The following is a 26,870-nucleotide window of genomic DNA, read 5'->3' as shown; positions in this document are numbered from 1 at the left end:
AGCGGTTCCGGCGAACACGACAGGGACCGGTCCCCGCCCCCGGACTACGACGCCTCCTCCCGATAGGCCGCGGCCTCCTCCAGATCCAGCCTGCGCAGCAGCGTCCGCAGCATCTCGTCATCGATCCGCCCGGTGTCCCGCAGCTTGACGAACACCCGCCGCTCGGCGTCGATCATCTCGCGGGCCAGCCGCCGGTAGGTCTCATCGGCGGACTCCCCGGTGACCTCGTTGACCGCGCCGAGCCGCTCCCACACGGAGTTGCGGCGCCGCTCCATGATCGTCCGCAGCCGGTCGGCGAGCGGCCCGGGCAGGGCGTTGCGCTCGTCCCGCAGGAGCTCTTCCAGACGCTCCTCGGCGGCGCGCGAGGCCTCGTTCTGCGCCTGCGCCTCGGCCAGCGTCTCCCGCTGCGGGTCCGGTCCCGGCAGCTTCAGCGCGCGGATCAGCGGGGGCAGCGTCAGCCCCTGGATGACCAGGGTGGCGATGACGGTGGTGAAGGTCAGGAAGAGCACGAGGTTGCGGGCCGGAAAGGGGCCGTCGCCGGGCACGGTGGACGGGATGGAGAACGCGATGGCCAGCGACACCACACCGCGCATCCCGGCCCAGCCGACGACGACCGGGGCCTTCCAGGTCGTATCCGTCTCACGGGCCCGGATCCGGGCCGACAGGACGCGCGGCAGATAGGTCGAGGGAAAGACCCACACGAAGCGCGACAGGACCACGGCGAGGAACATCACGGCCGCGTACGAGAGGGCCTGCGCCGCGCCGAACTCCCCCAGTCCGCGCACCACGACCCGCAGCTGCAGTCCGATCAGTGCGAAGACGGCGGACTCCAGGACGAAGGAGACCACCTTCCACACGGCCTCCTCCTGGAGCCGGGTCTCGAAGTCGACCTGCCAGGAGCGGTGCCCCAGGTAGAGGCCGACCACGACGACGGCGAGCACCCCGGAGGCGTGCAACTGCTCGGCCGCCGCGTAGGCGAAGAACGGGATGAGCAGCGAGAGGGTGTTCTCCAGCAGCGCCGACTCCCGCAGCCGGACCCGCAGCCAGTGCAGCGGCACCATCAGGACGACACCGATGCCGATGCCGCCCAGCGAGGCGACGGCGAATTCCTTGATGCCGTCGCCCCAGGTGGCGCCGACCCCGAGGGCCGCGGCCAGCAGCACCTTGTAGGCGGTGATCGCGGTGGCGTCGTTGAACAGCGATTCGCCCTGCAGGATCGTGGTGATCCGGTGCGGCATCCCGAGCCTGCGGGCGATGGCGGTGGCCGCGACGGCGTCCGGCGGGGCGACGACGGCCCCCAGGACGAGCGCGACGGTCAGCGGCAGCCCCGGGATGACGAGGTAGACCAGATAGCCGACCGCCAGCGTCGCGAACAGGACGTACCCGACCGACAGCAGCGCCACCGGCCGCAGATTGGCCCGCAGATCCAGGTACGAACTGTCCAGCGCCGCGGTGTGCAGCAGCGGGGGCAGCACCAGCGGCAGCACGATGTGCGGATCGAGCGTGTAGTCCGGGATGCCCGGGATGAAGGACGCCGCCAGGCCCGCGGTGACCAGCAGCAGCGGCGCGGGGACGGGGGTACGGCGCGCCAGTCCGGCGACCGCCGCGCTCCCCGCAACCAGCAAAAACAGCGGCATCACTGCCATCGACCCGTCCCGTCCCCGAACCCTTCGCCACCCGTCCCAGCGATCTAACCTGGCCATCATGAGCGAGTGCACGCACGTTGCCGGACTGCCGCGCCCCGAACCGGCCCCGCTGAGCGCGACCTGCCTGGAGTGCCTGGCCGTCGGCAGCCACCCCGTACAGCTGCGGAAGTGCCTGGTCTGCGGCCACGTCGGCTGCTGCGATTCGTCGCCGTTCCGGCATGCCACCCGGCACTTCGAGGAGACCGGCCACCCCGTGATGCGGACGCTCGAACCGGGCGAGTCCTGGCGCTGGTGCTTCGCCGACCAGACGCTGGTGTGAAGCGCCGCCGGGCGCCCGTTTAGCCTTCACCCATGATCCGCGAAGCGACCCCCGACGACGTTCCCGTCATCCTGGCCATGATCGGCGAGCTGGCGGCGTACGAGCGCGCGCCCGAGGCCGCGCAGGCCACCGTGCCGCAGCTGGAGGAGGCCCTGTTCGGTCCGCAGCCGGCCGCCTTCGCACTGATCGCGGAGGCCGGCGGCGCCCCGGTGGGCTTTGCCCTGTGGTTCCGGAACTTCTCGACGTGGACGGGCACGCACGGTGTCTACCTGGAAGACCTGTACGTCCGCCCCGAGGCGCGCGGCGGCGGCCACGGCAAGGCGCTGCTCGCGGCCCTCGCGGAGATCTGCGTGGCCCGTGGGTACGAGCGTTTCGAGTGGTCAGTCCTGGATTGGAATGAACCGTCCATCGGTTTTTACCGGTCGTTCGGTGCTCAGCCCATGGACGAATGGACGGTCTTCCGGCTCACTGGAGGGGCACTGCACAACCTTGCGGGCACCTCGCGTGTCAACGGAGCGTAATCGGCATCGATTTGACAGTGCACACCCCTAGCCACTGTCCGTACCCGTGGCTTTACAATCAGTGACAGTGAGGGCGCCGGGCGAACCGGGGCCGGATCGCGCCGGACGGCAGCCGCGCTCCTTCCGGGCGACATCGGCCCGCAGATCGCGATAGCGTCACAGCCGAACCATGTGTCGCGCCGGATCGTTCTCCTTTCATCCGAGGGGAGAAAGACCCGGCAGGAAATATCCCGAACAACGCGAATACCGCGTATTTCCAGCTCAACCAGCTTGTGCCACCTTGGAGGTGAGGGTGTCCCAGATCGCAGGCGAGCCCGGGACTCAGGACTTCGTGGAAGTCCGTCTGCCCGCTGCGGGTGCCTACCTGTCCGTGCTGCGTACGGCCACGGCCGGACTCGCAGCCCGCTTGGACTTCACCCTCGACGAGATCGAGGATCTGCGCATCGCGGTCGACGAGGCGTGCGCGATCCTGCTGCAACAGGCCGTCCCCGGCAGTGTGCTGAGCTGCGTCTTCCGCCTCATCGACGACGCACTGCAGGTGACCGTGTCGGCCCCGACAACCGACGGCCGCGCCCCCGAGCGCGACACGTTCGCCTGGACGGTGCTCTCCGCACTGGCCGGCAAGGTCGATTCCACGGTCGCCGAGGACCAGACGGTCACCATCAGTCTGTACAAGGAGCGCGGCGCCGGTCCCGGACCGTCATGACCGAACAGGGGGCCCCGTGAAAGATCTCGAACGCGGCGGGCGGATGGCGTCCAGTGCGACCATCCCCGAGCAGCAGGCCCGGCCGCATCCGGTGGGCGTAGACGACCACGGCGGCCGGTTGGATGCGGCGGAGCAGGCAGAGCGGGCGGACCACATGGAGCAGAGCGAGCAGCCGGGGCAGCAGGCGCATCAGCACGATGCGCCGGCCCCCGAACACCAGCTGCAGGATCAACAGCATTCGCATGGGCCGCACGACCGCAGCGGCGCCAGGGCGTTGTTCTACGAGCTGCGCACGCTGCCCGACGGCTCCCCCGAGCGCGCCGAGCTGCGCAACACCCTCGTGCGTATGCACCTCCCGCTCGTCGAGCATCTGGCCCGGCGCTTCCGCAACCGTGGTGAGCCGCTGGACGACCTGACCCAGGTCGCCACCATCGGTCTGATCAAGTCCGTGGACCGCTTCGACCCGGAACGCGGCGTGGAGTTCTCCACGTACGCCACCCCCACCGTCGTCGGCGAGATCAAACGGCACTTCCGCGACAAGGGCTGGGCGGTCCGCGTCCCGCGCCGCCTCCAGGAGCTGCGGCTGTCGCTGACCACCGCGACCGCCGAGCTGTCCCAGCGGCACGGCCGCGCGCCCACGGTCCACGAGCTGGCCGAGCATCTGGCGATCTCCGAGGAGGAGGTCCTGGAGGGGCTGGAGTCGGCCAACGCCTACAGCACCCTCTCCCTGGACGTCCCGGACACCGACGACGAGTCCCCGGCCGTCGCCGACACCCTCGGCGCGGAGGACGAGGCGCTGGAGGGCGTGGAGTACCGCGAATCCCTCAAGCCGCTGCTGGAGGACCTGCCCCCGCGCGAGAAGAAGATCCTGCTGCTGCGCTTCTTCGGCAACATGACCCAGTCGCAGATCGCCCAGGAGGTCGGCATCTCCCAGATGCACGTCTCCCGTCTTCTGGCCCGCACCCTCGCCCAGCTGCGCGACAAGCTGCTCGTCGAGGAGTGAACGAGAACTGAACGGGGCGGGCGGGGCTCTCACGAGCTCCGCCCCTCGTACGTCCGGCCCCGGTCCCTCGCGCCCTGCGCCGCCCCCTCAGGTCAGGCCCCGGCTCCGCACATCGGGCCGGTCCCTCGCGTCAGGTCCTGCGAGCCTCGCGTCAGGCCCGGCCCCTTCCGTCAGGCCCGCCCATCCGGGCAGGCCGTACCGGAACGGCCCTCAGGGCGTCTCCCGCGGCCCGATGCCCAGCGCCTCGGTGGCCGTCGGATTGACCAGCAGGACGAGCACCACCAACGCGGCCACGGCCAGCCCGATACCGGCCGCGATCAGCGCACCGCCGCCGTGGACCAGCGTCCAGGCCACCGGCAGCGCCACGATCTGGGTGATCAGCGAGGGGCCCCGGCTCCACCGGCGGCGCAGCCACAGCCCCCGCGCGGCCACCAGCGGCAGCACCGCGAGCGCCAGGACCGTCAGCCCGCCCATCTCCGCCTGCTGCGGACTGTCCGGCGAACCGGCGAGACCGATGAACAGCATGTACCCGCCGAGGGCGGCCAGCGCGAGCCCTTCGACCGCGGTGAGCGCCGCCGCGGCGCTCAGCCGGGCGGGCCGCGGGCCGGTCGGCTCGGGCGCGGTGGGGGCGCCGGCGGCTCGGGACACGGACTGCTTCTGCTGACTGCTCACCCCAGCAGGGTAGCGCCGGCGCCCCGGCAGCCGGGGCGGCCCCGGAGCCGGACGGGAGGCATGGCCGGTACCGGCAGGTAGGTACGCTGCTCCATATGCGCGCACTTCTCGTGGTCAATCCCGCAGCAACCACCACCAGTGCCCGCACCCGTGAGGTACTCACCCACGCGCTCGCCAGCGACCTCAAGCTGGAGGTCGCACAGACGCAGTACCGCGGGCATGCCCGTGATCTTGCCCGGCAGGCCACCGAGAGCGGGGAGACCGACCTGGTGGTGGCGCTCGGCGGCGACGGCACGGTCAACGAGGTCGTCAACGGCCTGCTGGCCAATGGCCCCGATCCGGACTCCCATCCCCGGCTGGCCGTCGTCCCCGGCGGGTCCACCAATGTCTTCGCCCGCGCGCTCGGGCTGCCCAATGACGTCGTGGAGGCCACCGGCGCCCTGCTGGACGCGCTGCGCGACGGCAGCGAGCGCACGATCGGCCTGGGGCTGGCCGCGGGCACACCGGGGACCGAGGACGAGGGCGTACCGGAGCGCTGGTTCACCTTCTGCGCCGGCTTCGGTTTCGACGCCGGCGTCGTCGGCCGGGTCGAGCAGCAGCGCGAACGCGGCAAGCGTTCGACCCACGCCCTGTACGTGCGACAGGTCGTACGGCAGTTCCTGGTCGAGGCGAACCGCCGGCGGGGCATCCTCACCCTCGAACGCCCTGGCGGGACCGAGGGCACAGCGGAGCGCGTCGAGGACCTCGCGCTGGCCATAATCTGCAACACCGCCCCGTGGACCTACCTGGGCAATCGGCCGATCTACCCGTCCCCGGAAGCCTCGTTCGACACGGGCCTGGATCTGTTCGCACTGAGCAAGCTCTCCCCGCCCGCAGTGACCCGGTATGTCACCCAGCTGCTGGCGTCAACACCCGAGCGCGGACCCCGGGGCAAGCACGCACTCTCACTTCACGACCTCACGAACTTCACCTTGCATTCGCAGGTCCCCCTGCCGTTCCAGATGGACGGTGACCACCTGGGGCTGCGTACGAGTGTGACGTTCACAGGCGTTCGCCGTGCACTGCGTGTGATTGTGTGAGCAGTAGAGCCTAAAGTCCTTTCACTCGAACGTTTAGACTGGTTTCCACCCCCTGGAATGACGGCTGTGAGCTAGGCGACACCAAGGAATCAAAAAAAAGTTTCCGGAAGGGGTTGTATCCGCAGCCGAGGTTTGCGAGTCTCTTCATGGCGATCGGGACGGCCGCTTTACCGGCCCCCTTGAGAGCCCGAATCCTCCTCCTCATTCCACAGGACCGCACCAGTTCGCAGCTGGAGTTCGGCCCTTTGCTTGTGGGGGGATTCGTGAAAGCGTTCACATTCACAAGCAACGATCCCGTCATCACGAGGAGATGGAGCAGCCATGGACTGGCGTCACCGCGCCGTTTGCCGCGAAGAAGACCCCGAGCTCTTCTTCCCTATCGGCAACACCGGTCCTGCGCTCCTGCAGATCGAGGAAGCCAAGGCCGTCTGCCGCCGCTGCCCCGTCATGGAGCAGTGCCTGCAGTGGGCGCTCGAGTCCGGCCAGGACTCCGGCGTCTGGGGTGGTCTGAGCGAGGACGAGCGCCGCGCGATGAAGCGCCGTGCCGCTCGTAACCGGGCGCGCAACGCCAGCGCCTGAGCCAGTAGCCCCGTGGCCCCCGAGCCGCAGCGCGCAGTACCCCCGATGCACCCCCGGAGCTCACCGGCCCGGTCGTAATCGCATCGCAAGAGCTTTGAGCCCCGGACCGGATGGGTCCGGGGCTTGCTGCTGTTCCGGGCCTGCTGTCGGCCGGGCGGCGGCCGGCGGACCTGACGGCTGCCGCCCGGTCTCAGTGCTGCTTCTCGGCACGTACCGGTACGTCGAGGATGACCTGGGTACCCCGCTCGGGCGCCCGCACCATGTCGAACTTTCCGCCCAACTCCCCTTCCACCAGGGTCCGTACGATCTGCAGCCCCAGGTTTCCGGCACGGTGCGGATCGAAGCCCTCGGGCAGGCCGCGGCCGTTGTCCTGGACGGTGACCAGCAGCCGCGGCTCGGTACGGCTGCCGCCGCGCACCGCGCCGACCTCGACCGTGCCGTGCTCCGCCTGGTCGAAGGCGTGCTCCAGGGCGTTCTGCAGCACCTCGGTGAGCACCATCGACAGCGGGGTGGCCACCTCGGCGTCCAGGATGCCGAAGCGCCCGGTGCGGCGGGTGGTCACCTTGCCCGGGGAGATCTCCGCGACCATGGCCAGCACCCGGTCCGCGATCTCGTCGAACTCGACCCGTTCGTCGAGGGTCTGGGACAGCGTCTCGTGCACGATCGCGATCGAACCGACCCTGCGCACGGCCTCGTTGAGGGCGTCGCGGCCCTGTTCGGAATCCATCCGGCGCGACTGCAACCGCAGCAGTGCGGCGACCGTCTGCAAATTGTTCTTCACCCGGTGGTGGATTTCCCGGATGGTGGCGTCCTTGGTGATCAGTTCCCGTTCGCGACGTCTCAGTTCGGTCACATCGCGCAGCAAAACCAGTGAACCGCTGTGCGTTCCCTTCGGTTTGAGCGGAATGGCGCGCAATTGAATGACGCCTTCGTCACCCTCGACCTCGAATTCCCTGGGGGCCCAGCCGCTGGCGAGCTTGACCAGCGCCTCGTCCACCGGGCCGCGGGCAGGCGCCAGTTCGGCGGTGGCCTGGCCGAGGTGATGGCCCACCAGGTCGGCGGCGAGGCCGAGCCGGTGGTAGGCGGAGAGCGCATTGGGGCTGGCGTACTGGACGATGCCGTCCGCGTCGAGCCGGATCAGTCCGTCGCCGGCCCGTGGCGAGGCATCCATGTCGACCTGCTGGCCGGGGAAGGGAAACGTTCCGGCAGCGATCATCTGAGCGAGATCCGACGCACTCTGCAGATAGGTGAGCTCCAGCCGGCTGGGGGTGCGCACGGTCAGCAGATTGGTGTTGCGGGCGATCACACCGAGCACCCGGCCCTCGCGGCGCACCGGGATGGACTCGACGCGTACCGGCACCTCCTCGCGCCACTCCGGATCGCCTTCCCGCACGATCCGGCCCTCGTCCAGGGCGGAGTCCAGCATCGGACGGCGGCCGCGGGGAACGAGATGGCCGACCATGTCGTCCTGGTAGGAGGTGGGGCCCGTATTGGGCCGCATCTGGGCGACCGATACGTAGCGGGTGCCGTCGAGGGTGGGAACCCACAGCACGAGATCGGCGAAGGAGAGGTCGGAGAGCAGCTGCCACTCCGAGACCAGCAGATGGAGCCACTCGAGGTCGGTGTCGCTCAGAGCGGTGTGCTGGCGTACGAGATCGTTCATGGAGGGCACGTCTTGGAGCCTACCGGCGTACGGTGTACCTGTTGACTCTGCACGGGCATGGACAAGTAAGAATGGTCTAGTCCAGAATTCAGCAAAAGGCCTCCGCTCTCCCCGCACAGGAGGGCGGAACGAGGCCGAAGCGCTCTCTGCCCTGACTGCGCCGAGGCCTCCGATCGACCGGCCCCTGGACGGGACCGTGCCCCTACCGCACACAGGGGCACCTTCCGCCCGCAAGGCGGGGCCGGCCGATGTCAGCTCCGGGCTGCGGTGCCGGACAGGTTGAGGGTCCTGTCCCGGCGCCGCGGCCCGCGGGTGCTTTCGGGGCCTTTCCGGCGCGGCGCCGCCTCTTCGTCGCCCCTCACTCCTCGCTCTCCCCCTTGCCGGGCTGCCGGCGAGCCGTGCCGCTCGCCGGCCACGACTACGACCCCGGCCCCGGTCCCGACTCCGGTCCCGCCTGCAACGCCGACGCGTCATCACCCCGACGGGAAAATGTGCCCTTTCGTTCGGAAGCGCTGCCGGGTCCGGAGGGCTCCATTCTGCTAGATTGGTCTATACCACATGGACCATTCTCCAGAACGGCAGGCCAAGCGTGGAAGTTGTCATCGTTCCGGACGCCACGGCAGGCGGCGAGCTGATCGCGGGGGCCCTCGCCGCCCTGCTGCGCCGTAAGCCCGACGCGCTGCTCGGTGTGGCCACCGGCTCTACCCCGTTGCCCATTTACGAGGCGCTGGCGGCGCAGGTCCGGGCCGGCGCGGTGGACGCGTCACGGGCGCGTATCTGCCAGCTCGACGAATACGTCGGCCTGCCGGCCGGGCACCCCGAGTCCTACCGTTCGGTGGTCCTGCGCGAGGTGGTCCGGCCGCTCGGGCTCGGCGAGGACTCGTTCATGGGGCCCGAGGGGTCGGCCGAGGATGTCCAGGCCGCCTGCGAGGCGTACGACCGTGCGCTGCGCGAGGCCGGCGGGGTGGACCTCCAGCTGCTCGGCATCGGCACGGACGGGCACATCGGCTTCAACGAGCCGTGCTCGTCGCTCGCTTCGCGTACCCGGATCAAGACGCTGACCCAGCAGACCCGGGCGGACAATGCCCGGTTCTTCGACAGCCTGGACGAGGTACCCCACCACGTCATCACCCAGGGCATCGGCACCATCCTGGAGGCCCGCCATCTGGTGCTGCTCGCCACCGGCGAGGGCAAGGCCGACGCCGTGGCCCGTGCCGTCGAGGGCCCGGTCGCCGCGCTGGTCCCGGCGTCGGCGCTGCAGCTCCACCCGCACGCCACGGTCGTCGTGGACGAGGCCGCGGCCGCCGAGCTGAAGCTCGCCGACTACTTCCGCGCCACCTACGCAGCGAAGCCGGAATGGCAGGGCCTCTAGGGTCTGTCGTCAAAGTCCCGTCGTTCGCCCGTAGGGCGGGCCTCGCGGTGTCTGGTGCACTGCACTCTCCCCCACGCCTTAAGGGCGCGAGAGGGGCCCCCACCGCTCGCTCCGTCTCGGCTCCTCCATTTGAACCGTGGATGCCGAGCGCGGTCGCAAGGCGGAGGGTCTTCCCGGTACTGGGTGTACCGGGATGATCCCGACAACGCGGATGGGACTTTGACGACAGACCCTAGAGTCCGGACCGGCGGGCCCGGGCAGGTTCACTCCCCGCTCGACGGCTCCCGGAGGCCGGTGAGGACTTCGGCGGCGGCGCGGCCGCAGACGCGGGCGGCGCCATGGGTGGCGAGGTGCGGGGCACCCCGGGGCGGGGCCTGGGGGACGCCCATTTCGACGACCGCGGTGTCGGGGCGGGCGGCGAGGAGGGTGCGGAGCGCGTCGGCCATCCACGGGTGACGGTGGACGTCGCGGACCACGGCGACGACGCGACGGCCCCCGGCCGCCGTGAGCAGACCGCCGATCAGCGCGGCGGGGCTGCCGGCCTCGGCGGCGGACTCGGCGGTGCAGGTGGTGGTCTCGGTGCCCGGGAGCAGCCGGGCCAGTTCGGCGGCGACGCCCCAGGGGGTGTCGTCCCCCACGGCGATGTTGGCGAGCGGGGTGAAGGCGGCGACATACGCGGGTGAAGTCAGGGGCTCGTACGGGCCGTCGGCGGTGAGGCGCAGGGCGCGCCGGGCCGCGGTGAGGCCGATCCCGGGTGCGGGCGCGGCCCCCTCCCCCGCACCCGCGCTCCGGGTCCAGCGCGCCAGGGCCTGCACCCGCGCCGCGGCGTCGGCCAGCCGGCTCTCCGGCAGCTCGCCGTCGTGCACCGCCCGCACCAAGGCGTCACGCAACCGCAGCACGGTGTCCTCGTCCGCCAGACCGCCGCCCACGCACAGGGCGTCGGCACCGGCCGCCAGGGCCAGCACGCTGCCGCGTTCGAGGCCGTAGGTGGCGGCGATGGCCTGCATCTCCATCCCGTCGGTGACGATCAGGCCGTCGAAGCCGAGGCCGCCCTCCGCGACGGGGGCGCGCAGCAGACCGTGCAGCGCGGCCGGGCTGAGGGTGGCGGGGCGGTCGGCGTCCAGGGCGGGCAGCAGGATGTGGGCGCTCATCACGGCCCGGGTGCCGGCGGCGATCGCGGCGCGGAACGGCACCAGCTCCCGTTGGTGGAGGGTGGCCAGATCGGCTGCGATGCGCGGCAGGTCGTGGTGGGAGTCGACGGCGGTGTCGCCGTGGCCGGGGAAGTGCTTGGTGCAGGCGGCGACACCGGTGGACTGCAGGCCCTCGACGTAGGCGGCGGTGTGCCGGGCGACCAGGTGCGGATCGGCGCCGAAGGAGCGGACGCCGATGACCGGGTTGGCGGGGTTGGAGTTGACGTCGGCGGAGGGGGCCCAGTTGAGGTTGACACCGCAGTCGGCCAGCCGCCGGCCGAGTTCGCGGGCGACCTCGCGGGTCAGGGTGGTGTCGTCGACGGCGCCGAGCGCATGGTTGCCGGGGAAGGAGGAGCCGCCGCGCACCTCCAGCCGGGTGACATCGCCCCCTTCCTCGTCGATCGCGACGAGCAGGTCCTCCCGTTCGGCACGCAACCGGTCGGTCAGGGCGGCGAGTTGCGCGGGGTCGGCGACATTGCGGCCGAAGAGGCCGACCGAGGCCAGCCCCTCGCCGATCCGGCGCAGCAGCCAGTCGGGGGCGGTGGTGCCGGTGAAGCCCGGCTGGAGGACGGCGAGCGCGTCGCGGGTGAGGGGGTCGGCGGGGCGCACGGAGCGTGCGGAGCCTGCAAAAGAGGTCATGTGCGGCGTTATCCCTTCACTGCGCCGGAGGTGAGACCGCCGACCGCCTTGCGTTGCAGGAACAAGAAGAGGACCAGGATCGGCACGGCGAAGATCGAGGCCGCGGCCATGGTGGCACCCCAGTCGTCCCCGAACTGGCTCTGGAACCGCGAGAGCCACAGCGGCAGGGTGCCCATGGCCGGTTCCTTGTTGAGGACCAGCACGAGCGGGAATTCGTTCCATGCGGTGATGAAGCCGAAGAGCGAGGTCGCCATCAGGCCGGGTGCCAGCAGCGGGAAGACCACCTTGCCGAACGCCTGCCGGCGCGAGCAGCCGTCGACCATCGCGGACTCCTCCAGCTCTTTGGGCACCGCGGCGACATAGCCGCGGAGCGTCAGCAGGGTGAAGGGCAGCACCATCAGCAGGTAGAAGCAGGTGAGCGGCAGCAGGCTGTTGAGCAGGTCCGCATCCCGGACGATCATGTAGATGGAGATCACCATGACCTCCCAGGGCGCCATCTGGGCGATCATAAAGGTCAGCAGGATGCCCCGGCGGCCCCGGAAGCGCATCCGGGTCAGGGCGAACGCCCCGCAGAGCGCGATCACCAGTGACAGGCCGACGGCGAGCACGGTCACCACGACCGAGTTCCGGGCCAGCGCCCAGAAGTCGGGGGCGTTCACCGCCGTCGCGAAGTGCTCGGCGGTGCCGTGGAAGGGGAACCACACGGGGTCTTCGGTGATGATGTCCCGGGTCGGTTTGAAGGCCGTGCTGAACATCCAGTAGACGGGGAAGGCGAAGCCGAGGGCGAGCACGAGCGCCGTGGCATTGAGCCAGAGGCGGCGGGCCGTCGCGGAAGCGGTGCGCTTCACAGCTCGTTCTCCTCGTGTCGTTCCTGCCTGAGCGTCAGGCGCAGGTAGTGGGCGGTCACGGCCAGCAGCACCACGATCGTCAGCAGGGAGATCGCGGCGCCCATGCCGAAGTGGAGGTTGCCGACGCCCTCGGTGAAGGCGTAGATCGGCAGCGTCTCGGTGAGCCGGTCGGGGCCGCCCTCGTTGATCGCGAAGATCTGCGGGAACGCCTTGAAGACCCAGATGATCTCCAGGAACGTCGTGGCCAGGAAGAAGGGTTTGAGGAAGGGGAAGGTGACGGAGGTGAAGACCTGCCAGGTGCCAGCGCCGTCCATCCGCGCCGCTTCGTAGAGCTCCCCGGGGATGGTCGTGGTGGCGGCGTAGAGGTTCAGGGCCACGAAGGGCAGCGACTGCCAGACGATCAGCATGGTGATCACGGAGAAGGTCGACAGCTGGGTGCCGACCCAGTCGTAGTGGGCCATGGCGTGCCAGCCCGCCCTGTCCAGCAGCCAGTTGACGACGCCGTAGCGGGAGTCGAAGAGCCACTGGAAGACGGTGGTGGCGGCGATCACCGGCATGGCCCAGGCCAGCACCAGCGCGAGGGACAGCGTGAGGCGCATCTTCTTGCCGAGCCGGGCCAGCAGCAGCCCGATCAGCGTCCCGAGGACCATGATCAGGACGACATTGACCGCGGTGAAGACCAGGGTGCGCAGGGTGACCCGCCAGAACTGCTCGCTGCCCAGGATCTCCTGGTAGTTGCCGGTCCCGCGCCAGTCGGTGAGGTGCTGGATCAGCTCCTTCATATTGAGGTTCTGGAAGGAGAGCAGGAGGTTGCGCACCATGGGCCAGCCCAGGAAGACCGCGGTGGCGAGCAGGGCGGGCAGCAGCAGGAGGTAGGGGGCGCGGCGGGCGGGGGAACGAGGAGTGCGGCGGGCGGGGGAACGAGGGGCGCGGCGAACGGGCGGACGAGGGGTGCCGGGCCCCGCCCGCCGGCTGTCCGGGCCACGCCGTGGGGGCGGGGCCCCTCCCCCACCGGTCTGCGGCACGGCACTTCCCGCCGCGTCGTCGAGCTGCGCTGCCATGGGCCCTGCTCCCCCTCGTTCCGTGACCTCGGTGCACCTGGTGCCGCGCCTGCGTCCGTGCCGGCCGGACCGTGAAAGGACGGCCCGCGGACAGCCGCCGGTTACTGCCGGGCGAGCCGTGCGTTGATCTCGGATTCGACGTCCTTGGCGGCGTCGGCCGGGGACTTACCGCCGAGGACGGCCGTCATATAGCTCTTGATCGGGTTCGGCAGGTTCTCCACCGCGGCCCACTGGGGAATCAGCGGAGTGGTGCCGCCGGACTTCTCCGCGGCGGGGGCGGCGGCCGCGGCGGCCGGATTCTTCTGGGCAACGGCGGCCAGGTCGGCGGACTTCGGGGTCCAGCCGGCTTCCTTGACCATCTGGCCGTCGTTCTGCTGGGACAAGGCGACCTTCAGGAATTCCCTGGCGAGTTCCTGGTTCTTGCCCATACCGGCGACGGCGAAGTTGGAGCCGCCGAGGAATACGCCTTCGGGCTTGGCCGCGGTCTCACCGGGGATGGTGAAGAAGCCGATGTCTTTCTTGATATCCGGGTTGGCCTTGACAGCTTCGGCGGCCTCGTAGCCCATGGCGATGACGGCCCCGGTCTTCCCCTTGGCGAAGATTTCACTCTGCTGCGGGGTGGCCTCGTCCTTGTTCTTGGGAGCGGTGCTGAAGGCCTGGTACTGCTGGTAGATCTCCATGGCCTTGGAGACCTTGGGGTCCGCGAGGTTGGAGACCCACTTGCCGCCCTGCTTCTTCACCAGCTGGGCGCCGGTGCCGAGGGTCAGGCCGTCGAGGAAGTACCAGTTCTGGCCGGGGAGATACAGCGGCTCGGCGCCGGTCTTCTTCTTGATGGCGGCAAAGTCCTTGAAGAGCTCCTTGCGCGTCGTGGGGGTGCCCTTGAGGCCGGCCTCGGCCCAGATTTTCTTGTTGTACATCACCACGCGGTTTCCGGCGAACCACGGCAGTGCGTACTGCTTTCCGTCCACGAGCGAGGCCTTGTTGAAGGCGTCGTTCCAGTGGGAGCCGATCTCCTTCTTCAGGTCGCCGAGATCGGCCAGGGCTCCGGCCTTGGCATAGGCGGCGGTCTGGGTGTTGCCGATTTCGACGACATCCGGCGGGGTGTCCTCGGAAAGGGCGGTGCTCAGCTTCTGCTGAATGCCGTTCCACTGCTGGACCTTGAACTCGACGGTGGCACCAGTCTTCTTCTTGAACTGCTCGGAGACCTGTTCGGTCCACTGCGCCGGATTCGAACCGCTCATCACCCAAACGGTCAGCTTCTTCCCCTTGAAGCCCTCGGCGCCCGCCGTGCCGCCGCCACCGGCCCCACAGGCGGCGACACTCCCCAGCATTCCCGCGACCGCCGTCGCCGCTATGAGCCCACGCTTCATTGCGCTCTCCCCCCAAGACCGGGTGTGGTCCTTAATGGTTTAGACCAGTGCCCCGCAGCTTGGCCTAGACCTTTTGGAGTGTCAAGGGTGTATAAGAGTCGCTGTCAGGTCCGTTACCGGACCGACATCTGACGGAGCGGGGACCTGCACGGGAGCGCGGGAACCCACCCGTGCCACGATGTGAGCCGCTACGTACGGAGGAGCCGGTGACGGCAGCGCGACAGGAGTCGGAGAGGCGGGTCATGGAGACGGACGGGGGCAACGGTGCCGAGAGCGGCGGCGGCACGCGGACCGCGCGGGTACCCAAGTACTACCGCCTGAAGCGGCACTTGCTGGAGATCACCGAGACCCTGCCGCCCGGCACCCCGGTCCCGCCCGAGCGCACCCTCGCCGCGGAGTTCGACACCTCGCGTACAACGGTGCGCCAGGCCCTCCAGGAGCTGGTCGTCGAGGGCCGGCTGGAGCGCATCCAGGGCAAGGGCACCTTTGTCGCCAAGCCCAAGGTGTCCCAGGCGCTGCAACTGACCTCCTATACGGAGGACATGCGGGCCCAGGGTCTGGAGCCCGCCTCCCAGCTGCTGGACATCGGCTATGTCACCGCCGACGACCGGCTCGCCGGCCTGCTGGACATCGCCACCGGCGGCCGGGTGCTGCGCATCGAGCGGCTGCGGCTGGCCAGCGGCGAGCCGATGGCCATCGAGATCACCCATCTGTCGGCGAAGCGCTTTCCGGCACTCCGCCGCAACCTCGTCAAGTACACCTCCCTCTACACCGCGCTGGCCGAGGTGTACGACGTCCGCCTGGCGGAGGCCGAGGAGACCATCGAGACCTCACTGGCCACGCCGCGCGAGGCCGGTCTGCTGGGCACGGACGTCGGCCTGCCGATGCTGATGCTCTCCCGGCACTCGCTCGACGCGCAGGGGCAGCCGGTGGAGTGGGTGCGCTCGGTCTACCGGGGCGACCGCTACAAGTTCGTCGCCAGGCTGCGCCGCCCCACGGACTGAGCGGCACCACGGGCCGAGCGGCGCCCCATGGACTGAGCGCCAGTTACGGACCGAGCGGCGCCCACGGACCGAGCGCCGCACGGGCCGGCCGCCCCCTCGTGGGCCGATCCATCCGACAGACCGACGACACGCCACATCCCCGGACTTACCGGGGTTCGGCACGCCCCTCGACGCCCCCACCCCAACCGCGCCCCGCTCACCCCACCCCCGCTGCGGCCGATTCCGCCCCAACCGGGACAAACCAGGTCATCGCCCGCACCGCAAGGGTGTCCCCAGGTGGATTCTCCATACCGATATGCGGACAGCTAGTGACGCGCGCCACGGCCCTGCCATAGATTTCCAGCCCATTACACAGGAGACAGCCACAGCCAGGGGACGGAGCCATGGCCATGACACAGTCAGTCGAATCGCCGGATCGCAGACAGGTGGTCACCCCCACGCGTGTGGTGGCCGGGGTCTGCCTGATCGCTCCGTTCGTGGCGATGCTGTGGGTGAGCTCGTACGCCAGGATCGAGCCGAAGCTCATCGGAATCCCGTTCTTCTACTGGTACCAGATGGCGTGGGTGCTGGTCTCGACGGTGCTCACCATGATCGCGTACAAGCTCGTGCAGCGTGAGCAGCGCGCCCGCAAGGGCGGTGCTGCCCAGTGACTCTCACCGCGACCGCGACGGGCGCCTCCGAGGCCCTTGCCGCTTCCTCCACCAAGGGCATCGACGGCGTGGCACTCGCCGTCTTCGTCTTCTTCTTCCTGGCCGTGACGGTCATGGGGTTCCTGGCCGCCCGCTGGCGCAAGGCCGAGCAGTCCGCCAACCTCGACGAATGGGGGCTGGGCGGCCGCAGTTTCGGCACCTGGGTGACGTGGTTCCTGCTGGGCGGCGACCTCTACACCGCGTACACCTTCGTGGCCGTCCCGGCGGCGATCTATGCGGCGGGGGCGTCCGGCTTCTTCGCCGTCCCGTACACGATCCTGGTCTACCCCCTCATCTTCACCTTCCTCCCCCGCCTGTGGTCGGTCTCGCACAAGCACGGCTACGTCACCACCTCCGACTTCGTGCGCGGCCGCTTCGGCTCCAAGGGCCTGTCGCTGGCCGTGGCGCTCACCGGCATCCTCGCCACGATGCCGTACATCGCCCTCCAACTGGTCGGCATCCAGGCCGTCCTGGACGTGATGGGCATCGGCGGCGGCGAGAACACCAACTGGTTCGTCAAGGACCTGCCGCTGCTGATCGCGTTCGCCGTGCTGGCCGCGTACACCTACTCCTCGGGCCTGCGGGCGCCGGCCCTGATCGCCTTCGTCAAGGACGGGCTGATCTACCTCGTCATCGCCGTGGCGATCATCTACATCCCGATCAAGCTCGGCGGCTTCGACGCGATCTTCGACTCGGCCGGCAAGGCACTCGCCCAGCCAGGACCGGTCCCCGGCAAACCGCGCGGCGAGCTGATCAGCGGCCCCAACGCCCAGTGGGCGTATGCGACGTTGGCGCTCGGCTCGGCCCTGGCGCTCTTCATGTACCCGCACTCGATCACCGCGACGCTCTCCTCGCGCAGCCGCAATGTGATCCGGCGCAACACCACCATCCTGCCGCTGTACTCCCTGATGCTGGGTCTGCTGGCGCTGCTCGGCTTCATGGCGGTCAAGGCCGGCACGGACATCCAGGGCAACCCGCAGCTGGCCATCCCGCAGCTCTTCGAGGACATGTTCCCGAGCTGGTTCACCGGCGTGGCGTTCGCCGCGATCGGCATCGGCGCGCTGGTGCCCGCGGCCATCATGTCCATCGCCGCGGCCAACCTGTTCACCCGCAACGTCTACAAGGACTTCCTCAAGCAGGACGCCACGCCCGAGCAGGAGCACAAGGTCGCCAAGCTGGTCTCGCTGCTGGTGAAGGTGGGCGCGCTGGTCTTTGTGCTCACCATGGACAAGACCGTGGCGATCAACTTCCAGCTGCTGGGCGGCATCTGGATCCTGCAGACCATGCCGTCGCTGGTCGGCGGGCTGTTCACCCGCTGGTTCCACCGCTGGGCGCTGCTGACCGGCTGGGCGGTCGGCATGCTCTACGGCACGCTCGCCGCCTACGGCGTCGCCAGCCCGACCCAGAAGCACTTCGGCGGCTCCAGCGCGGAGATCCCCGGTATCGGCGAAATCGGCTACATCGGTCTGACCGCCTTCCTGCTGAACGTCGTGGTCACGGTCGTCCTGACCTTCGCCCTGAAGGCCGCCAAGGCCCCCGACGGCATCGACGAGACCAGCCCCGCCGACTACACGGCGGACGCCGGCGACCGGGGCGTCAGCGTCGAGCTGCCGCCGGCGACGGCGGGGGCACCGGCGGGGCACTGAACCACCGGCTGAGACACGGCTAACGGGCCGTCGCGTCCTTACGGGCGCGACGGCCCGTTCGTGCGCCGGGTCAGTGCACCCACTCCTTCAGCTGCTCGGTGTCGAGGGTGATGCCGACGGGGTCCGGGAGGTGGATCTTCTTGCCGTACCGCACGGTGCGGACGTTTTCGTAGCGGCCGTCATCCGGCTCGCTATGGACCGCGACCTGACGGGCTTCCCGGTCGACCAGCAGATAGAGCGGGATACCGGTCTCCGCATACACACGGGGTTTCTCCACCCGGTCACGCCGGTCGGTGTCCGAGTCGTAGGCGGTGACTTCGACGGTCATGAGCACCGGGTCGGGATCCGCCCATTCGCTCTGGCCGACGAAGACACCACCGGGGGCGAGTTCGCCATCCGGACGGGCCCGTCCTTCGCGACATTTCTGCACCTTCAAGCCCTGATCCGGACAGAGCCGCAGCTCGGGGCGTGCCTGACGGCAGATGCGCGTCAGCCACTCGACGATCCGGCCGTGGTCCCCGTCCGGTACGGCCTTGCTTCTGATCTTCCCGTCGATGAACTCCAGCCGCGCGCCCTTGTCCAGACGGGCAAATATCCGGGCGGCCTCTTCGAAATGCTCGGTCTCCATGAGGTGCGGACGGCCGGCGAGCGCGGTCATGAGGCCTTCTCCCCCTTCCACGGGACGGAGCAGAGAACGTGTCACCGACGATAGCCGAGGCCACTGACAGACACTGTGTGATCACTCACGACACACTAGATGTGGGGGTGCACGCGAGGAGCCACCACCACATGTATGCTCGTCCTCGCTGTCGCCGCAGGGGAATCCGGTGCGAATCCGGAACTGTCCCGCAACGGTGTGGGAGCGCGCTCGACCGGCCGGACACCGGCTCCGGCGTGCGCTCGTGTAGTCCGAGGACCTGCCGATGGTACGTCCGCACCGCCATGGGTGCGGGTGTCGAAACGTCCGGGCCCCGAGGGTTGGGCCGATGGACGCCGCGCGGTATGCCCGCGCACCCCTGACGCTTTCGGGGTGCCGCATGCCCGCGTGCGCCCTTCGCGTCCCTCCCCTCCGGCCCCCGCCGAGTGAGGGAGAGCATCACGTGACCATCGCGCCAACGGAGCCCGCGTCAGACTCCGAGGTCGTACCGCCCGTGGTGGCCACGCCTGCCGGTTCCGCCGGCAATGGAGCGGGCGAGGACGGTCCGGGCGTAGCCCTGCTGCGCACCCTGACCGAGCTGACCGAGGACCTGACCGCGACCGACCCCGGCAAGGTGGCCGCCGCCGCCCTGCGCGGCCGGCACGCGGGCTCCGACGAGGCCGAACTGCGGTCGCTGGCCATCGATGCCGCGGCCGGACTGATCGGTGACGAGCCGCAGTACTCCAAGCTCGCCGCGCGTCTGCTCACCCTCGCCATCGCACAGGAGGCGGCCGGACAGGGGGCGGTCGCCTTCTCCGCCTCCGTCGAGGTCGGCCACCGCGAGGGCCTGATCGCCGACGAGACCGCGGAGTTCGTCCGCAGCCACGCGGCCCGTCTGGACGCGCTGGTCGAGCGGGCGCTGGCCGACGGTGCCGACGACCGGTTCGGCTACTTCGGGCTGCGCACCCTGCACTCGCGCTACCTCCTGCGCCACCCCACCACCCGTCAGGTCATCGAGACTCCCCAGCACTTCCTGCTGCGGGTGGCCTGCGGCCTCGCGGAGACCGCTGATTCCGAAGAGGGCAGCAACCACGCCCTGGACGAGGTCGCCGAGCTCTACCGCCTCACCAGCTCGCTGTCCTACCTCCCCTCCTCGCCCACGCTGTTCAACTCCGGCACCCGCCACCCGCAGATGTCGTCCTGCTACCTGCTGGACTCGCCGCTGGACGAGCTGGACTCGATCTACGACCGCTACCACCAGGTCGCGCGGCTCTCGAAGCACGCGGGCGGCATCGGCCTGTCGTACTCCCGTATCCGCGCCCGCGGTTCGCTGATCCGCGGCACCAACGGGCACTCCAACGGCATCGTGCCGTTCCTGCGCACCCTGGACGCCTCGGTCGCGGCCGTGAACCAGGGCGGCCGGCGCAAGGGCGCCGCCTGCGTCTACCTGGAGACCTGGCACGCGGACATCGAGGAGTTCCTGGAGCTGCGCGACAACACCGGTGAGGAGGCCCGCCGCACCCACAACCTGAACATCGCGCACTGGATCCCGGACGAGTTCATGCGCCGGGTGGAGGCGGACGCCGACTGGTCGCTGTTCTCGCCCTCGGACGCCCCCGAGCTGGTGGACCTGTGGGGCGACGAGTTCGACGCCGCCTACCGCAAGCTGGAGGCCGAGGGCCGGGCGCTCAAGCAGATCCCCGCCCGGGTGCTGTACTCCCGGATGATGCGCACCCTGGCGCAGACCGGCAACGGCTGGATGACGTTCAAGGACGCCGCCAACCGCACCGCCAACCAGACCGCCGAGCCCGGCCAGGTCGTGCACTCCTCCAACCTGTGCACCGAGATCCTGGAGGTGACCAACGACGGGGAGACCGCGGTCTGCAACCTCGGGTCGGTCAACCTCGCCGCCCACCTGGGCGAGCACGGCGAGATGGACTGGGAGCGGCTGGACGCCACCGTCCGCACTGCCGTCACCTTCCTCGACCGCGTCGTGGACATCAACTTCTACCCGACCGAGCAGGCCGGGACCTCCAACTCCCGCTGGCGCCCGGTCGGTCTGGGCCTGATGGGCCTGCAGGACGTGTTCTTCCGGCTGCGGCTGCCCTTCGACTCGCCCGAGGCGCGGGACCTGTCAACCCGTATTTCCGAGCGGATCATGCTCGCCGCGTACGAGGCGTCCGCCGACCTCGCGGAGCGGCACGGCCCGCACGAGGCGTGGTCCGCGACGCGTACGGCGCGCGGTGTGCTGCACCCGGACCACTACCCGAACGCGGAACCGCGCTGGGCGGACCGCTGGGCTGCGCTGCGCACCCGTATCGCGGCGACCGGCATGCGCAACTCCCTGCTGCTGGCGATCGCCCCGACCGCGACCATCGCCTCCATCGCGGGCGTGTACGAGTGCATCGAGCCGCAGGTCTCCAACCTCTTCAAGCGCGAGACGCTGTCCGGTGAGTTCCTGCAGGTCAATGCCTACCTGATCGAAGAGCTCAAGGCGCTGGGGCTGTGGGACGCCCGGACCCGGGACGCGCTGCGCGAGGCCAACGGCTCGGTGCAGGACGTCGCATGGATCCCCGAGGAGATCCGGGCGCTGTACCGCACCGCCTGGGAGATCCCGCAGCGCGCCCTGATCGACATGGCCGCGGCCCGTACGCCCTACCTCGACCAGAGCCAGTCGCTGAACCTCTTCATGGCGTCGCCGACCATCGGCAAGCTCAGCTCGATGTACGCCTACGCCTGGAAGCGCGGCATCAAGACGACGTACTACCTGCGGTCACGGCCGGCCACCCGGATCGCCCAGTCGGCACGCGGCACCTCGGCCGCCGCCCCCGCCCCCGTACCGCAGCAGGCCACCGACCCCGAGGCGGTCGCCTGCTCCCTGGAAAACCCCGAGTCCTGCGAGGCCTGCCAGTAATGACCACCGCACCGGAAACCAACGCCGCCGCGCACACCGCCACCACCGGCACCAAGAACCTCCTCGACCCGGGCTTCGAGCTGACGCTGCGCCCCATGCGGTACCCGGAGTTCTACGACCGCTACCGCGACGCGATCAAGAACACCTGGACCGTGGAGGAGGTCGACCTCCACTCCGACGTCGCCGACCTCGCCAAGCTCTCGCCGGGTGAGCAGCACATGATCGGCCGGCTGGTCGCGTTCTTCGCGACCGGTGACTCGATCGTCTCCAACAACCTCGTGCTGACGCTCTACAAGCACATCAACTCCCCCGAGGCGCGGCTGTACCTGAGCCGGCAGCTCTTCGAGGAGGCCGTGCACGTCCAGTTCTACCTGACGCTGCTGGACACCTACCTCCCCGACCCGGACGACCGCGCCGCCGCCTTCGCGGCCGTGGAGAACATCCCGTCCATCCGGGAGAAGGCACAGTTCTGCTTCCGGTGGATGGACTCGGTCGAGAAGATCGACCGGCTGGAGTCCAAGGCCGACCGGCGCCGCTTCCTGCTGAACCTGATCTGCTTCGCGGCCTGCATCGAGGGGCTGTTCTTCTACGGCGCCTTCGCGTACGTGTACTGGTTCCGCTCGCGGGGCCTGCTGCACGGCCTGGCCACCGGCACCAACTGGGTCTTCCGCGACGAGTCCATGCACATGGAGTTCGCGTTCTCGGTCGTGGACACCGTCCGCGAGGAGGAGCCCGACCTCTTCGACGACAAGCTGGAGCAGCAGGTCACCGAGATGCTCAAGGAGGCCGTCGAGGCGGAGCTGCAGTTCGGCCGCGACCTGTGCGGTGAGGGCCTGCCGGGCATGAACACCGACTCGATGCGCGAATACCTCCAGTGCGTCGCCGACCAGCGGCTGCAGCGACTCGGCTTCGCGCCGGTCTACGGCTCGGAGAACCCGTTCTCCTTCATGGAGCTGCAGAACGTCCAGGAGCTGACCAACTTCTTCGAGCGCCGGGCGTCCGCCTACCAGGTCGCCGTCGAGGGGTCGGTCTCCTTCGACGACGACTTCTAGACGGTTTCCGGACGAGTTCTGGAAGACGTACCGCGACGCCCCTTCGCCCCGCCCGCCCGCCGTTTGTGAGCGTTCTGTTACCTCGGCAACCGGAACCATGCCCGCCAGGTCTACCCGGGCATGAAGGGACTGAAGGGGCGTCGCCGGTTCATCGACTATCCGCGCCAGGGACGGGGAGGTCTGCGCCGTTGGCTGCCGTCATGGAGACAGTGGCTGAGCGTCGTGGCGCTCGGCGCGGGCGGCCTGGCGGGGCTGTTCGCCGTGGTGTACGCGCAGGTCGGCATACCGAGTGAGAATGCGCTCGCCGGCCAGGAGGCCTCCGTCTATTACTGGGCGGACGGCAGCCAGATGGTGAGCGTCGGCGCCGTCAACCGGCAGAACGTCACCCTCGACAAGGTGCCCGACTCCGTCGAGAACTCCGTGATCGCGGCGGAGAACGCCACCTTCTACAGCGACTCCGGAGTCTCGCTCCAGGGCATCGGCCGCGCCGTGGTCAACATGGTCTCCGGCGAGGACACCCAGGGCGGCTCCACCATCACCCAGCAGTATGTGAAGAACACCTATCTCTCACAGGACCAGACCCTCACCCGCAAGGTGAAGGAACTCGTCATCTCGCTGAAGGTGAGCAACCAGAAGTCCAAGCAGGAGATTCTGCGCGGCTATCTCAACACCAGCTGGTTCGGCCGTGGTTCCTACGGAATCCAGGCCGCCTCCCATGCCTATTACGGCATTGACGCCAAGGACCTGGATCCCAGTCAGGGCGCCGTACTGGCAGCCTTGCTGAAGGGCTCGGAACAGTACGATCCGGGGCTGAGCGCGGCCAATCACCGGCGGGCCGTGGCCCGGTGGAAGTGGATACTCGACCGGCAGGTCACCACCGGGAAGATGAGCCAGGAGGAGCGGGCGAAGTACCGCACCTTCCCGGAGCCCCGGGGCCTGTCCAAACCCACCAGCCAAGCCGGCCAGACCGGCTATCTCGTGGATGTCGCCAATAAGTTCATCAAGGCCGACACCGGCCTGACCGACAAGGAATTGGCACGCGGCGGCTACCGCATTCACACCACCTTCGACAAACAGCGCACCCACCGGCTGGAAAAGGCCGTGAAGGACGTCCGCCGGGACACCATCGATCCCAAAAAGCGCGCGGCCGACAATTATGTGGAATTCGGCGCGGCCTCCGTACGCCCCAAGGACGGGGCGATCGTCGCCCTCTACGGCGGTGCCGACGCCACCCGGCACTTCAGCAACAACGCGGACACCACAGCGGTCCCGGCCGGCTCCGCCTTCAAGCCGTTCGTGCTGGCGGCCGCGCTCCAACGGCCGGGCGGCGCCGCCCCGGACACCACGGAACAGGCGGCGGACCGGCGAAAGATGGGGTTCGGGAATCTGATGGGTGCCCTGATGAAGGCCCAGAACCCGCCGTTCGTCCAGGCCGGGCAGCAACTCGGGCTGGAACGGATCCGGGATCTCGCGGTGGACGCGGGCCTGCGCAAGGAGAGCATGGCCCGCCTGGAGCAGACCTTCCCGCTGGGCACCTCGGCCCCCAGCGCGATACGGATGGCGAGCGCCTACACCACCTTCGCCAACAGCGGGCTGCACACCGACCCCTACGCGGTGACCGGGATGACCCACAACGGCAAGAAGGTGCCCGGCCTGCACCGCCGCGAGCCCGTACAGGTCCTCGACGCCGGGGTCGCCCAGCAGGTGTCCACCGCGCTGGAGGGAGTCGGCTGGCGCACCCTGGGGAAGCCGGACGCGGCATCCCAGCAGGCCGTCGCGGCCGGCCGCACGGAGCCGGGCGACCGGATGAAGTCCGCGTGGTTCATCGGCAGCCCCTCGGGCGCCGGCCCTGACCTCGGTGCCGTTCCCGGCGCCGGACCGGAGACGGGGGGCAGTGTCCGCCCCGACCCGGCGCCCCGCGCCCGTGACGCAGACGAACCGACCACCGCCGTCACCATGTTCCGCAACAAGCCGGGCGCGCCCGACCTGCTGCCGATGCAGGGCGTCGGCGGTTCCGGCACCGGGCTGGGGACGGCCCTCCCGCCGAAGGTCTGGAGCGCCTACCAGCAGGGCTCGTGATCCGGTTCCCGTCGTCCAGGCGCCCGGCCGCCGGCCGGGCGCCCGCTCGCGTCAGTCGTTGGCGACGACGGGGTAGCGCGGCTCCAGCTCGGCCATCTGCTTCAGCGCGTCCTTGCGGTCCCGCTTGCTGAGCCGGTCGATGTAGAGGTAGCCGTAGAGGTGATCGGTCTCGTGCTGCAGGCAGCGCGCGAAGAAGCCGGTGCCCTCGATCGCGACCGGCTCGCCCTTGGCGTCCTGGCCGCGGACCACGGAGTAGTCGGGGCGGGCCAGCGAGGCGTAGGCGCCGGGCACGGACAGGCAGCCCTCGTTGGAGTCGTCCAGGATCCGGCGCTCGGCGGGCAGCTCGTCCAGGACCGGGTTGCAGATCGCGCCGACGTGCCGGACGCCCTGGTCGTCGGGGCAGTCGTAGACGAAGACCTTCAGGTCCACACCGATCTGGTTCGCGGCCAGGCCCACGCCCTCGGCGGTGCGCTGGCTGGCGAACATGTCGTCGATGAGCTGGGCGAGCCCGTCGTCGAACTCCGTGACGTCCTTGCACTCCTTGTGGAGCACGGGGTTGCCGACGACCGTGATCGGCCGCGAGGTGCCGCGCTCGCGGTGGGCGGTCTCCCGCTCCTCCGCGTCCGTGACGTCATCGATGAATGCTTCGTCCACGCGCTGGTCACCGTCTTGATCAAAAACAGGCTGCTGGGCCATCTCCGCCGTACGCCTTCCTGAAAACCCTGAGTAGTCGCGCTACAGCCTACGGGGGCGCGCCCCGGCGCTCAGCAGACCTCTTCCAGATCCCGCCACTCACGGGTGTCCGGGCTGTCCGCGACCCAGCCGTCCAGCAGACCGCGCACCAGGGCGGACGGCGCCGCGATACCGCACTCGCGCTCCGGCACCCACAGCGAGCCCGAGCCCGCCGTGCGGTGTCCCAGCGGTCCGGGGTGGCCCGGTTCACTGTGGTCGTGCGGGTCCAGGTGCTCGCCGTCGCCCTCGTCGCTGGGCATCCGGCTCTCCGAGCACGTACGGCACAGCAGCCGGACCGACGAGGACCAGTCCTCGGCGGCGAAGCCCGCATCGGCCGCCAGCCGCTCCAGGGCGTCCCGGTCGGCCTCCGTGGCGGCCTCCAGGAGCACCACCCAGGTGGGGACCGGGGAGGGCGCCCACAGCTCGATCTCGTCGAAGACCGGATAGGCCCGGGTGGCACCGTCGGCGCCCGAGGCAATGGTCCGCTCGCCGTGCGGGACGCCGTCGTGCAGCACCACCTCGCCCCAGCGCCGCCCGGAGGACGGCAGCGGGATGGACAGCACCTCGATACGGGCCGGGTCCAGCCGGCGGCCCCAGACCACCTCGGCCTCGCCTTCCGGGGAGAGGCGGACGGCGGCGCTGCCCAGGGCCATACCGAGCGGTTCGCCGGACGGCGAGCCCTCACCGGGGACCTTGAGGCCGTAGGCCTGCCAGGCCCGGCGGGCCAGCGGCCAGTCCTGCAGGGCGGTGGCGGCGATGCCGACGTTCCACCAGTCGGGCGCCCCGGCCTCGCGGTCCAGCAGCGCGACCGCGCGCAGACCGGCGGCCCTGGCCTGGTCCCAGTCGTGCCGGAACTTGTGCAGCAGAGCAAGGTTGAACCAGGACTCGGACAGCCACGGCTCCATGTCCGCGGCGCGGGTCAGCAGCGCCCCCGCGTCCTCGTAACGGCCGTCGCCGATCAGCGTGAAAGCGCGGTCGGTCGCCTGCCGCCACGAGGCGGAGGGCCGATGCCGTACCTTGCCGAAGATCCTCACGATTCCCGCCTGCTGGTTGCTCTTGGTGCCACTGCGGTGGGGTGCCGAGCGGCGTCCGGGGCCGTCTGAGGGGCCCACTCGACAACCTGCCACAGATTGCCGTCGGGCTCAGCCTGGTTTGCTGGTCCCCCTGCGGCTCCTTGCCCTTCGCCGACCCCCTGAACCCCCTGAAAGGGGCTTCCTTCGCATCCAACCATGCCCATCTCGGAGGGCGCTCATTACCCATGGGTTCCGTGACATCCGGCGCTCTGTGCAGGCGGGGCGGCGAATGCGGGGGCGGGAGCGGCGAGACGGCCCCTTGAGGCGGCTGGTGACCGGCCGGGGACCGTTTCCCGCCTTACCGGGGCATACAGCTCCGGGACGGGGCGGCGTACGCCGGACGACCGGGCACCGCCGGTCCCGCGCCGCGCGAGGA

The 26,870-nt window shown here is 69.8% G+C and carries 23 protein-coding genes and 1 riboswitch; of the genes, 13 read left to right on the top strand and 10 right to left on the bottom strand.

Annotated features, from left to right (window positions below):
• Positions 1-44 precede the first annotated feature (44 nt).
• Complete coding sequence (locus tag ABR737_RS30315; protein WP_350253839.1) at positions 45-1,646, bottom strand: Na+/H+ antiporter; 1,602 nt, start codon at positions 1,644-1,646, stop codon at positions 45-47.
• A gap of 58 nt (positions 1,647-1,704) precedes the next feature.
• Between ABR737_RS30315 and ABR737_RS30310 the strand changes: the two genes are divergently transcribed.
• From ABR737_RS30310 to ABR737_RS30295, 4 genes are all read left to right on the top strand, one after another.
• Positions 1,705-1,965, top strand: coding sequence for a UBP-type zinc finger domain-containing protein (locus ABR737_RS30310; RefSeq protein WP_350253837.1), 261 nt, complete (start codon positions 1,705-1,707; stop codon positions 1,963-1,965).
• A gap of 32 nt (positions 1,966-1,997) precedes the next feature.
• Positions 1,998-2,486: a GNAT family N-acetyltransferase gene (locus ABR737_RS30305; RefSeq protein WP_350253836.1), complete on the top strand. Its 489-nt coding sequence runs from the start codon at positions 1,998-2,000 to the stop codon at positions 2,484-2,486.
• A 292-nt stretch (positions 2,487-2,778) separates the two neighbouring features.
• The gene (locus tag ABR737_RS30300; RefSeq protein WP_006603191.1) at positions 2,779-3,192 is read left to right on the top strand and encodes an ATP-binding protein; all 414 of its coding nucleotides are present in this window, start codon (positions 2,779-2,781) and stop codon (positions 3,190-3,192) included.
• Between the two features lie 43 nt (positions 3,193-3,235).
• Positions 3,236-4,195 (top strand): RNA polymerase sigma factor SigF, encoded by a 960-nt coding sequence (locus ABR737_RS30295; protein WP_350256982.1) that lies wholly within the window; start codon positions 3,236-3,238, stop codon positions 4,193-4,195.
• A gap of 210 nt (positions 4,196-4,405) precedes the next feature.
• Here the strand turns inward: ABR737_RS30295 and ABR737_RS30290 are convergent, their stop codons facing one another.
• Complete coding sequence (locus tag ABR737_RS30290; RefSeq protein WP_350253834.1) at positions 4,406-4,867, bottom strand: hypothetical protein; 462 nt, start codon at positions 4,865-4,867, stop codon at positions 4,406-4,408.
• Positions 4,868-4,962: 95 nt separating this feature from the next.
• Here ABR737_RS30290 and ABR737_RS30285 point away from each other — a divergent pair, with 95 nt between their 5' ends.
• Positions 4,963-5,946, top strand: coding sequence for a diacylglycerol/lipid kinase family protein (locus tag ABR737_RS30285; RefSeq protein ID WP_350253832.1), 984 nt, complete (start codon positions 4,963-4,965; stop codon positions 5,944-5,946).
• 321 nt (positions 5,947-6,267) lie between these two features.
• Positions 6,268-6,525: a WhiB family transcriptional regulator gene (locus ABR737_RS30280; protein ID WP_003983230.1), complete on the top strand. Its 258-nt coding sequence runs from the start codon at positions 6,268-6,270 to the stop codon at positions 6,523-6,525.
• Positions 6,526-6,715: 190 nt separating this feature from the next.
• Here the strand turns inward: ABR737_RS30280 and ABR737_RS30275 are convergent, their stop codons facing one another.
• Entirely contained in the window at positions 6,716-8,188 is a 1,473-nt protein-coding gene (locus ABR737_RS30275; RefSeq protein WP_350256981.1) for a sensor histidine kinase, read from the bottom strand.
• Positions 8,189-8,777: 589 nt separating this feature from the next.
• On the opposite strand from ABR737_RS30275, the gene nagB reads away from it, so the two are divergent.
• Complete coding sequence (gene nagB, locus ABR737_RS30270; protein WP_088802339.1) at positions 8,778-9,560, top strand: glucosamine-6-phosphate deaminase; 783 nt, start codon at positions 8,778-8,780, stop codon at positions 9,558-9,560.
• A 263-nt stretch (positions 9,561-9,823) separates the two neighbouring features.
• Here nagB and ABR737_RS30265 read toward each other — a convergent pair whose 3' ends face one another.
• The 4 genes from ABR737_RS30265 to ABR737_RS30250 form a co-directional block, all read right to left on the bottom strand.
• The gene (locus ABR737_RS30265; RefSeq protein ID WP_350253828.1) at positions 9,824-11,389 is read right to left on the bottom strand and encodes a glycoside hydrolase family 3 protein; all 1,566 of its coding nucleotides are present in this window, start codon (positions 11,387-11,389) and stop codon (positions 9,824-9,826) included.
• A gap of 8 nt (positions 11,390-11,397) precedes the next feature.
• Positions 11,398-12,237 (bottom strand): carbohydrate ABC transporter permease, encoded by an 840-nt coding sequence (locus ABR737_RS30260; protein WP_350253826.1) that lies wholly within the window; start codon positions 12,235-12,237, stop codon positions 11,398-11,400.
• Positions 12,234-13,298, bottom strand: coding sequence for a carbohydrate ABC transporter permease (locus ABR737_RS30255; protein WP_350253824.1), 1,065 nt, complete (start codon positions 13,296-13,298; stop codon positions 12,234-12,236). Before ABR737_RS30255 ends, ABR737_RS30260 begins: the two co-directional genes overlap by 4 nt.
• Before the next feature lie 101 nt (positions 13,299-13,399).
• On the bottom strand, positions 13,400-14,668 hold the full coding sequence (locus ABR737_RS30250; RefSeq protein ID WP_350253823.1) for an extracellular solute-binding protein: 1,269 nt from the start codon (positions 14,666-14,668) through the stop codon (positions 13,400-13,402).
• Positions 14,669-14,910: 242 nt separating this feature from the next.
• Here ABR737_RS30250 and ABR737_RS30245 point away from each other — a divergent pair, with 242 nt between their 5' ends.
• From ABR737_RS30245 to mctP, 3 genes are all read left to right on the top strand, one after another.
• Positions 14,911-15,672 (top strand): GntR family transcriptional regulator, encoded by a 762-nt coding sequence (locus tag ABR737_RS30245; protein WP_088799881.1) that lies wholly within the window; start codon positions 14,911-14,913, stop codon positions 15,670-15,672.
• Between the two features lie 389 nt (positions 15,673-16,061).
• A complete protein-coding gene (locus ABR737_RS30240; protein ID WP_350253821.1) occupies positions 16,062-16,322 on the top strand; it encodes a DUF3311 domain-containing protein in 261 nt (86 codons plus the stop codon).
• Positions 16,323-16,381: 59 nt separating this feature from the next.
• Positions 16,382-18,007, top strand: coding sequence for a monocarboxylate uptake permease MctP (gene mctP / locus ABR737_RS30235; RefSeq protein ID WP_350256980.1), 1,626 nt, complete (start codon positions 16,382-16,384; stop codon positions 18,005-18,007).
• 70 nt (positions 18,008-18,077) lie between these two features.
• Here mctP and ABR737_RS30230 read toward each other — a convergent pair whose 3' ends face one another.
• Positions 18,078-18,665: a Uma2 family endonuclease gene (locus ABR737_RS30230; protein ID WP_350253820.1), complete on the bottom strand. Its 588-nt coding sequence runs from the start codon at positions 18,663-18,665 to the stop codon at positions 18,078-18,080.
• A gap of 160 nt (positions 18,666-18,825) precedes the next feature.
• A riboswitch (cobalamin riboswitch) is annotated at positions 18,826-18,892 on the top strand.
• A gap of 215 nt (positions 18,893-19,107) precedes the next feature.
• Here ABR737_RS30230 and ABR737_RS30225 point away from each other — a divergent pair.
• From ABR737_RS30225 to ABR737_RS30215, 3 genes are all read left to right on the top strand, one after another.
• Positions 19,108-21,558, top strand: a complete 2,451-nt coding sequence (locus ABR737_RS30225) for a ribonucleoside-diphosphate reductase subunit alpha (protein WP_350253818.1) — start codon at positions 19,108-19,110, stop codon at positions 21,556-21,558.
• Positions 21,558-22,610, top strand: coding sequence for a ribonucleotide-diphosphate reductase subunit beta (locus tag ABR737_RS30220; RefSeq protein ID WP_350253817.1), 1,053 nt, complete (start codon positions 21,558-21,560; stop codon positions 22,608-22,610). Before ABR737_RS30225 ends, ABR737_RS30220 begins: the two co-directional genes overlap by 1 nt.
• Positions 22,611-22,730: 120 nt before the next feature.
• The gene (locus tag ABR737_RS30215) at positions 22,731-24,689 is read left to right on the top strand and encodes a transglycosylase domain-containing protein (protein WP_350253815.1); all 1,959 of its coding nucleotides are present in this window, start codon (positions 22,731-22,733) and stop codon (positions 24,687-24,689) included.
• 51 nt (positions 24,690-24,740) lie between these two features.
• Here the strand turns inward: ABR737_RS30215 and def are convergent, their stop codons facing one another.
• Positions 24,741-25,385, bottom strand: coding sequence for a peptide deformylase (gene def / locus ABR737_RS30210; protein WP_350253814.1), 645 nt, complete (start codon positions 25,383-25,385; stop codon positions 24,741-24,743).
• A gap of 68 nt (positions 25,386-25,453) precedes the next feature.
• Positions 25,454-26,455 carry a tetratricopeptide repeat protein gene (locus tag ABR737_RS30205; RefSeq protein ID WP_129294260.1) on the bottom strand — a complete coding sequence of 334 codons (1,002 nt, stop codon included), beginning with the start codon at positions 26,453-26,455 and terminating at the stop codon, positions 25,454-25,456.
• Positions 26,456-26,870 lie beyond the last annotated feature (415 nt).

This window comes from Streptomyces sp. Edi2 (assembly GCF_040253635.1).
Taxonomy (GTDB): domain Bacteria; phylum Actinomycetota; class Actinomycetes; order Streptomycetales; family Streptomycetaceae; genus Streptomyces.
The sequence above is the reverse complement of the archived record's forward strand: the minus strand, read 5'-3'. Positions and strand labels throughout refer to the sequence as shown.

Excerpts from the sequence above, each read along its gene's own strand:
- ABR737_RS30265 (WP_350253828.1), bottom strand. The coding sequence starts at position 11,389 with ATGACCTCTTTTGCAGGCTCCGCACGCTCCGTGCGCCCCGCCGACCCC.
- ABR737_RS30275 (WP_350256981.1), bottom strand. The coding sequence starts at position 8,188 with ATGAACGATCTCGTACGCCAGCACACCGCTCTGAGCGACACCGACCTC.
- ABR737_RS30305 (WP_350253836.1), top strand. The coding sequence starts at position 1,998 with ATGATCCGCGAAGCGACCCCCGACGACGTTCCCGTCATCCTGGCCATG.
- ABR737_RS30295 (WP_350256982.1), top strand. The coding sequence starts at position 3,236 with ATGGCGTCCAGTGCGACCATCCCCGAGCAGCAGGCCCGGCCGCATCCG.
- ABR737_RS30230 (WP_350253820.1), bottom strand. The coding sequence starts at position 18,665 with ATGACCGCGCTCGCCGGCCGTCCGCACCTCATGGAGACCGAGCATTTC.
- def (WP_350253814.1), bottom strand. The coding sequence starts at position 25,385 with ATGGCCCAGCAGCCTGTTTTTGATCAAGACGGTGACCAGCGCGTGGAC.
- ABR737_RS30285 (WP_350253832.1), top strand. The coding sequence starts at position 4,963 with ATGCGCGCACTTCTCGTGGTCAATCCCGCAGCAACCACCACCAGTGCC.
- ABR737_RS30240 (WP_350253821.1), top strand. The coding sequence starts at position 16,062 with ATGACACAGTCAGTCGAATCGCCGGATCGCAGACAGGTGGTCACCCCC.
- ABR737_RS30250 (WP_350253823.1), bottom strand. The coding sequence starts at position 14,668 with ATGAAGCGTGGGCTCATAGCGGCGACGGCGGTCGCGGGAATGCTGGGG.
- ABR737_RS30280 (WP_003983230.1), top strand. The coding sequence starts at position 6,268 with ATGGACTGGCGTCACCGCGCCGTTTGCCGCGAAGAAGACCCCGAGCTC.
- ABR737_RS30245 (WP_088799881.1), top strand. The coding sequence starts at position 14,911 with ATGGAGACGGACGGGGGCAACGGTGCCGAGAGCGGCGGCGGCACGCGG.
- ABR737_RS30315 (WP_350253839.1), bottom strand. The coding sequence starts at position 1,646 with ATGGCAGTGATGCCGCTGTTTTTGCTGGTTGCGGGGAGCGCGGCGGTC.
- ABR737_RS30255 (WP_350253824.1), bottom strand. The coding sequence starts at position 13,298 with ATGGCAGCGCAGCTCGACGACGCGGCGGGAAGTGCCGTGCCGCAGACC.
- ABR737_RS30220 (WP_350253817.1), top strand. The coding sequence starts at position 21,558 with ATGACCACCGCACCGGAAACCAACGCCGCCGCGCACACCGCCACCACC.
- ABR737_RS30310 (WP_350253837.1), top strand. The coding sequence starts at position 1,705 with ATGAGCGAGTGCACGCACGTTGCCGGACTGCCGCGCCCCGAACCGGCC.
- ABR737_RS30215 (WP_350253815.1), top strand. The coding sequence starts at position 22,731 with ATGAAGGGACTGAAGGGGCGTCGCCGGTTCATCGACTATCCGCGCCAG.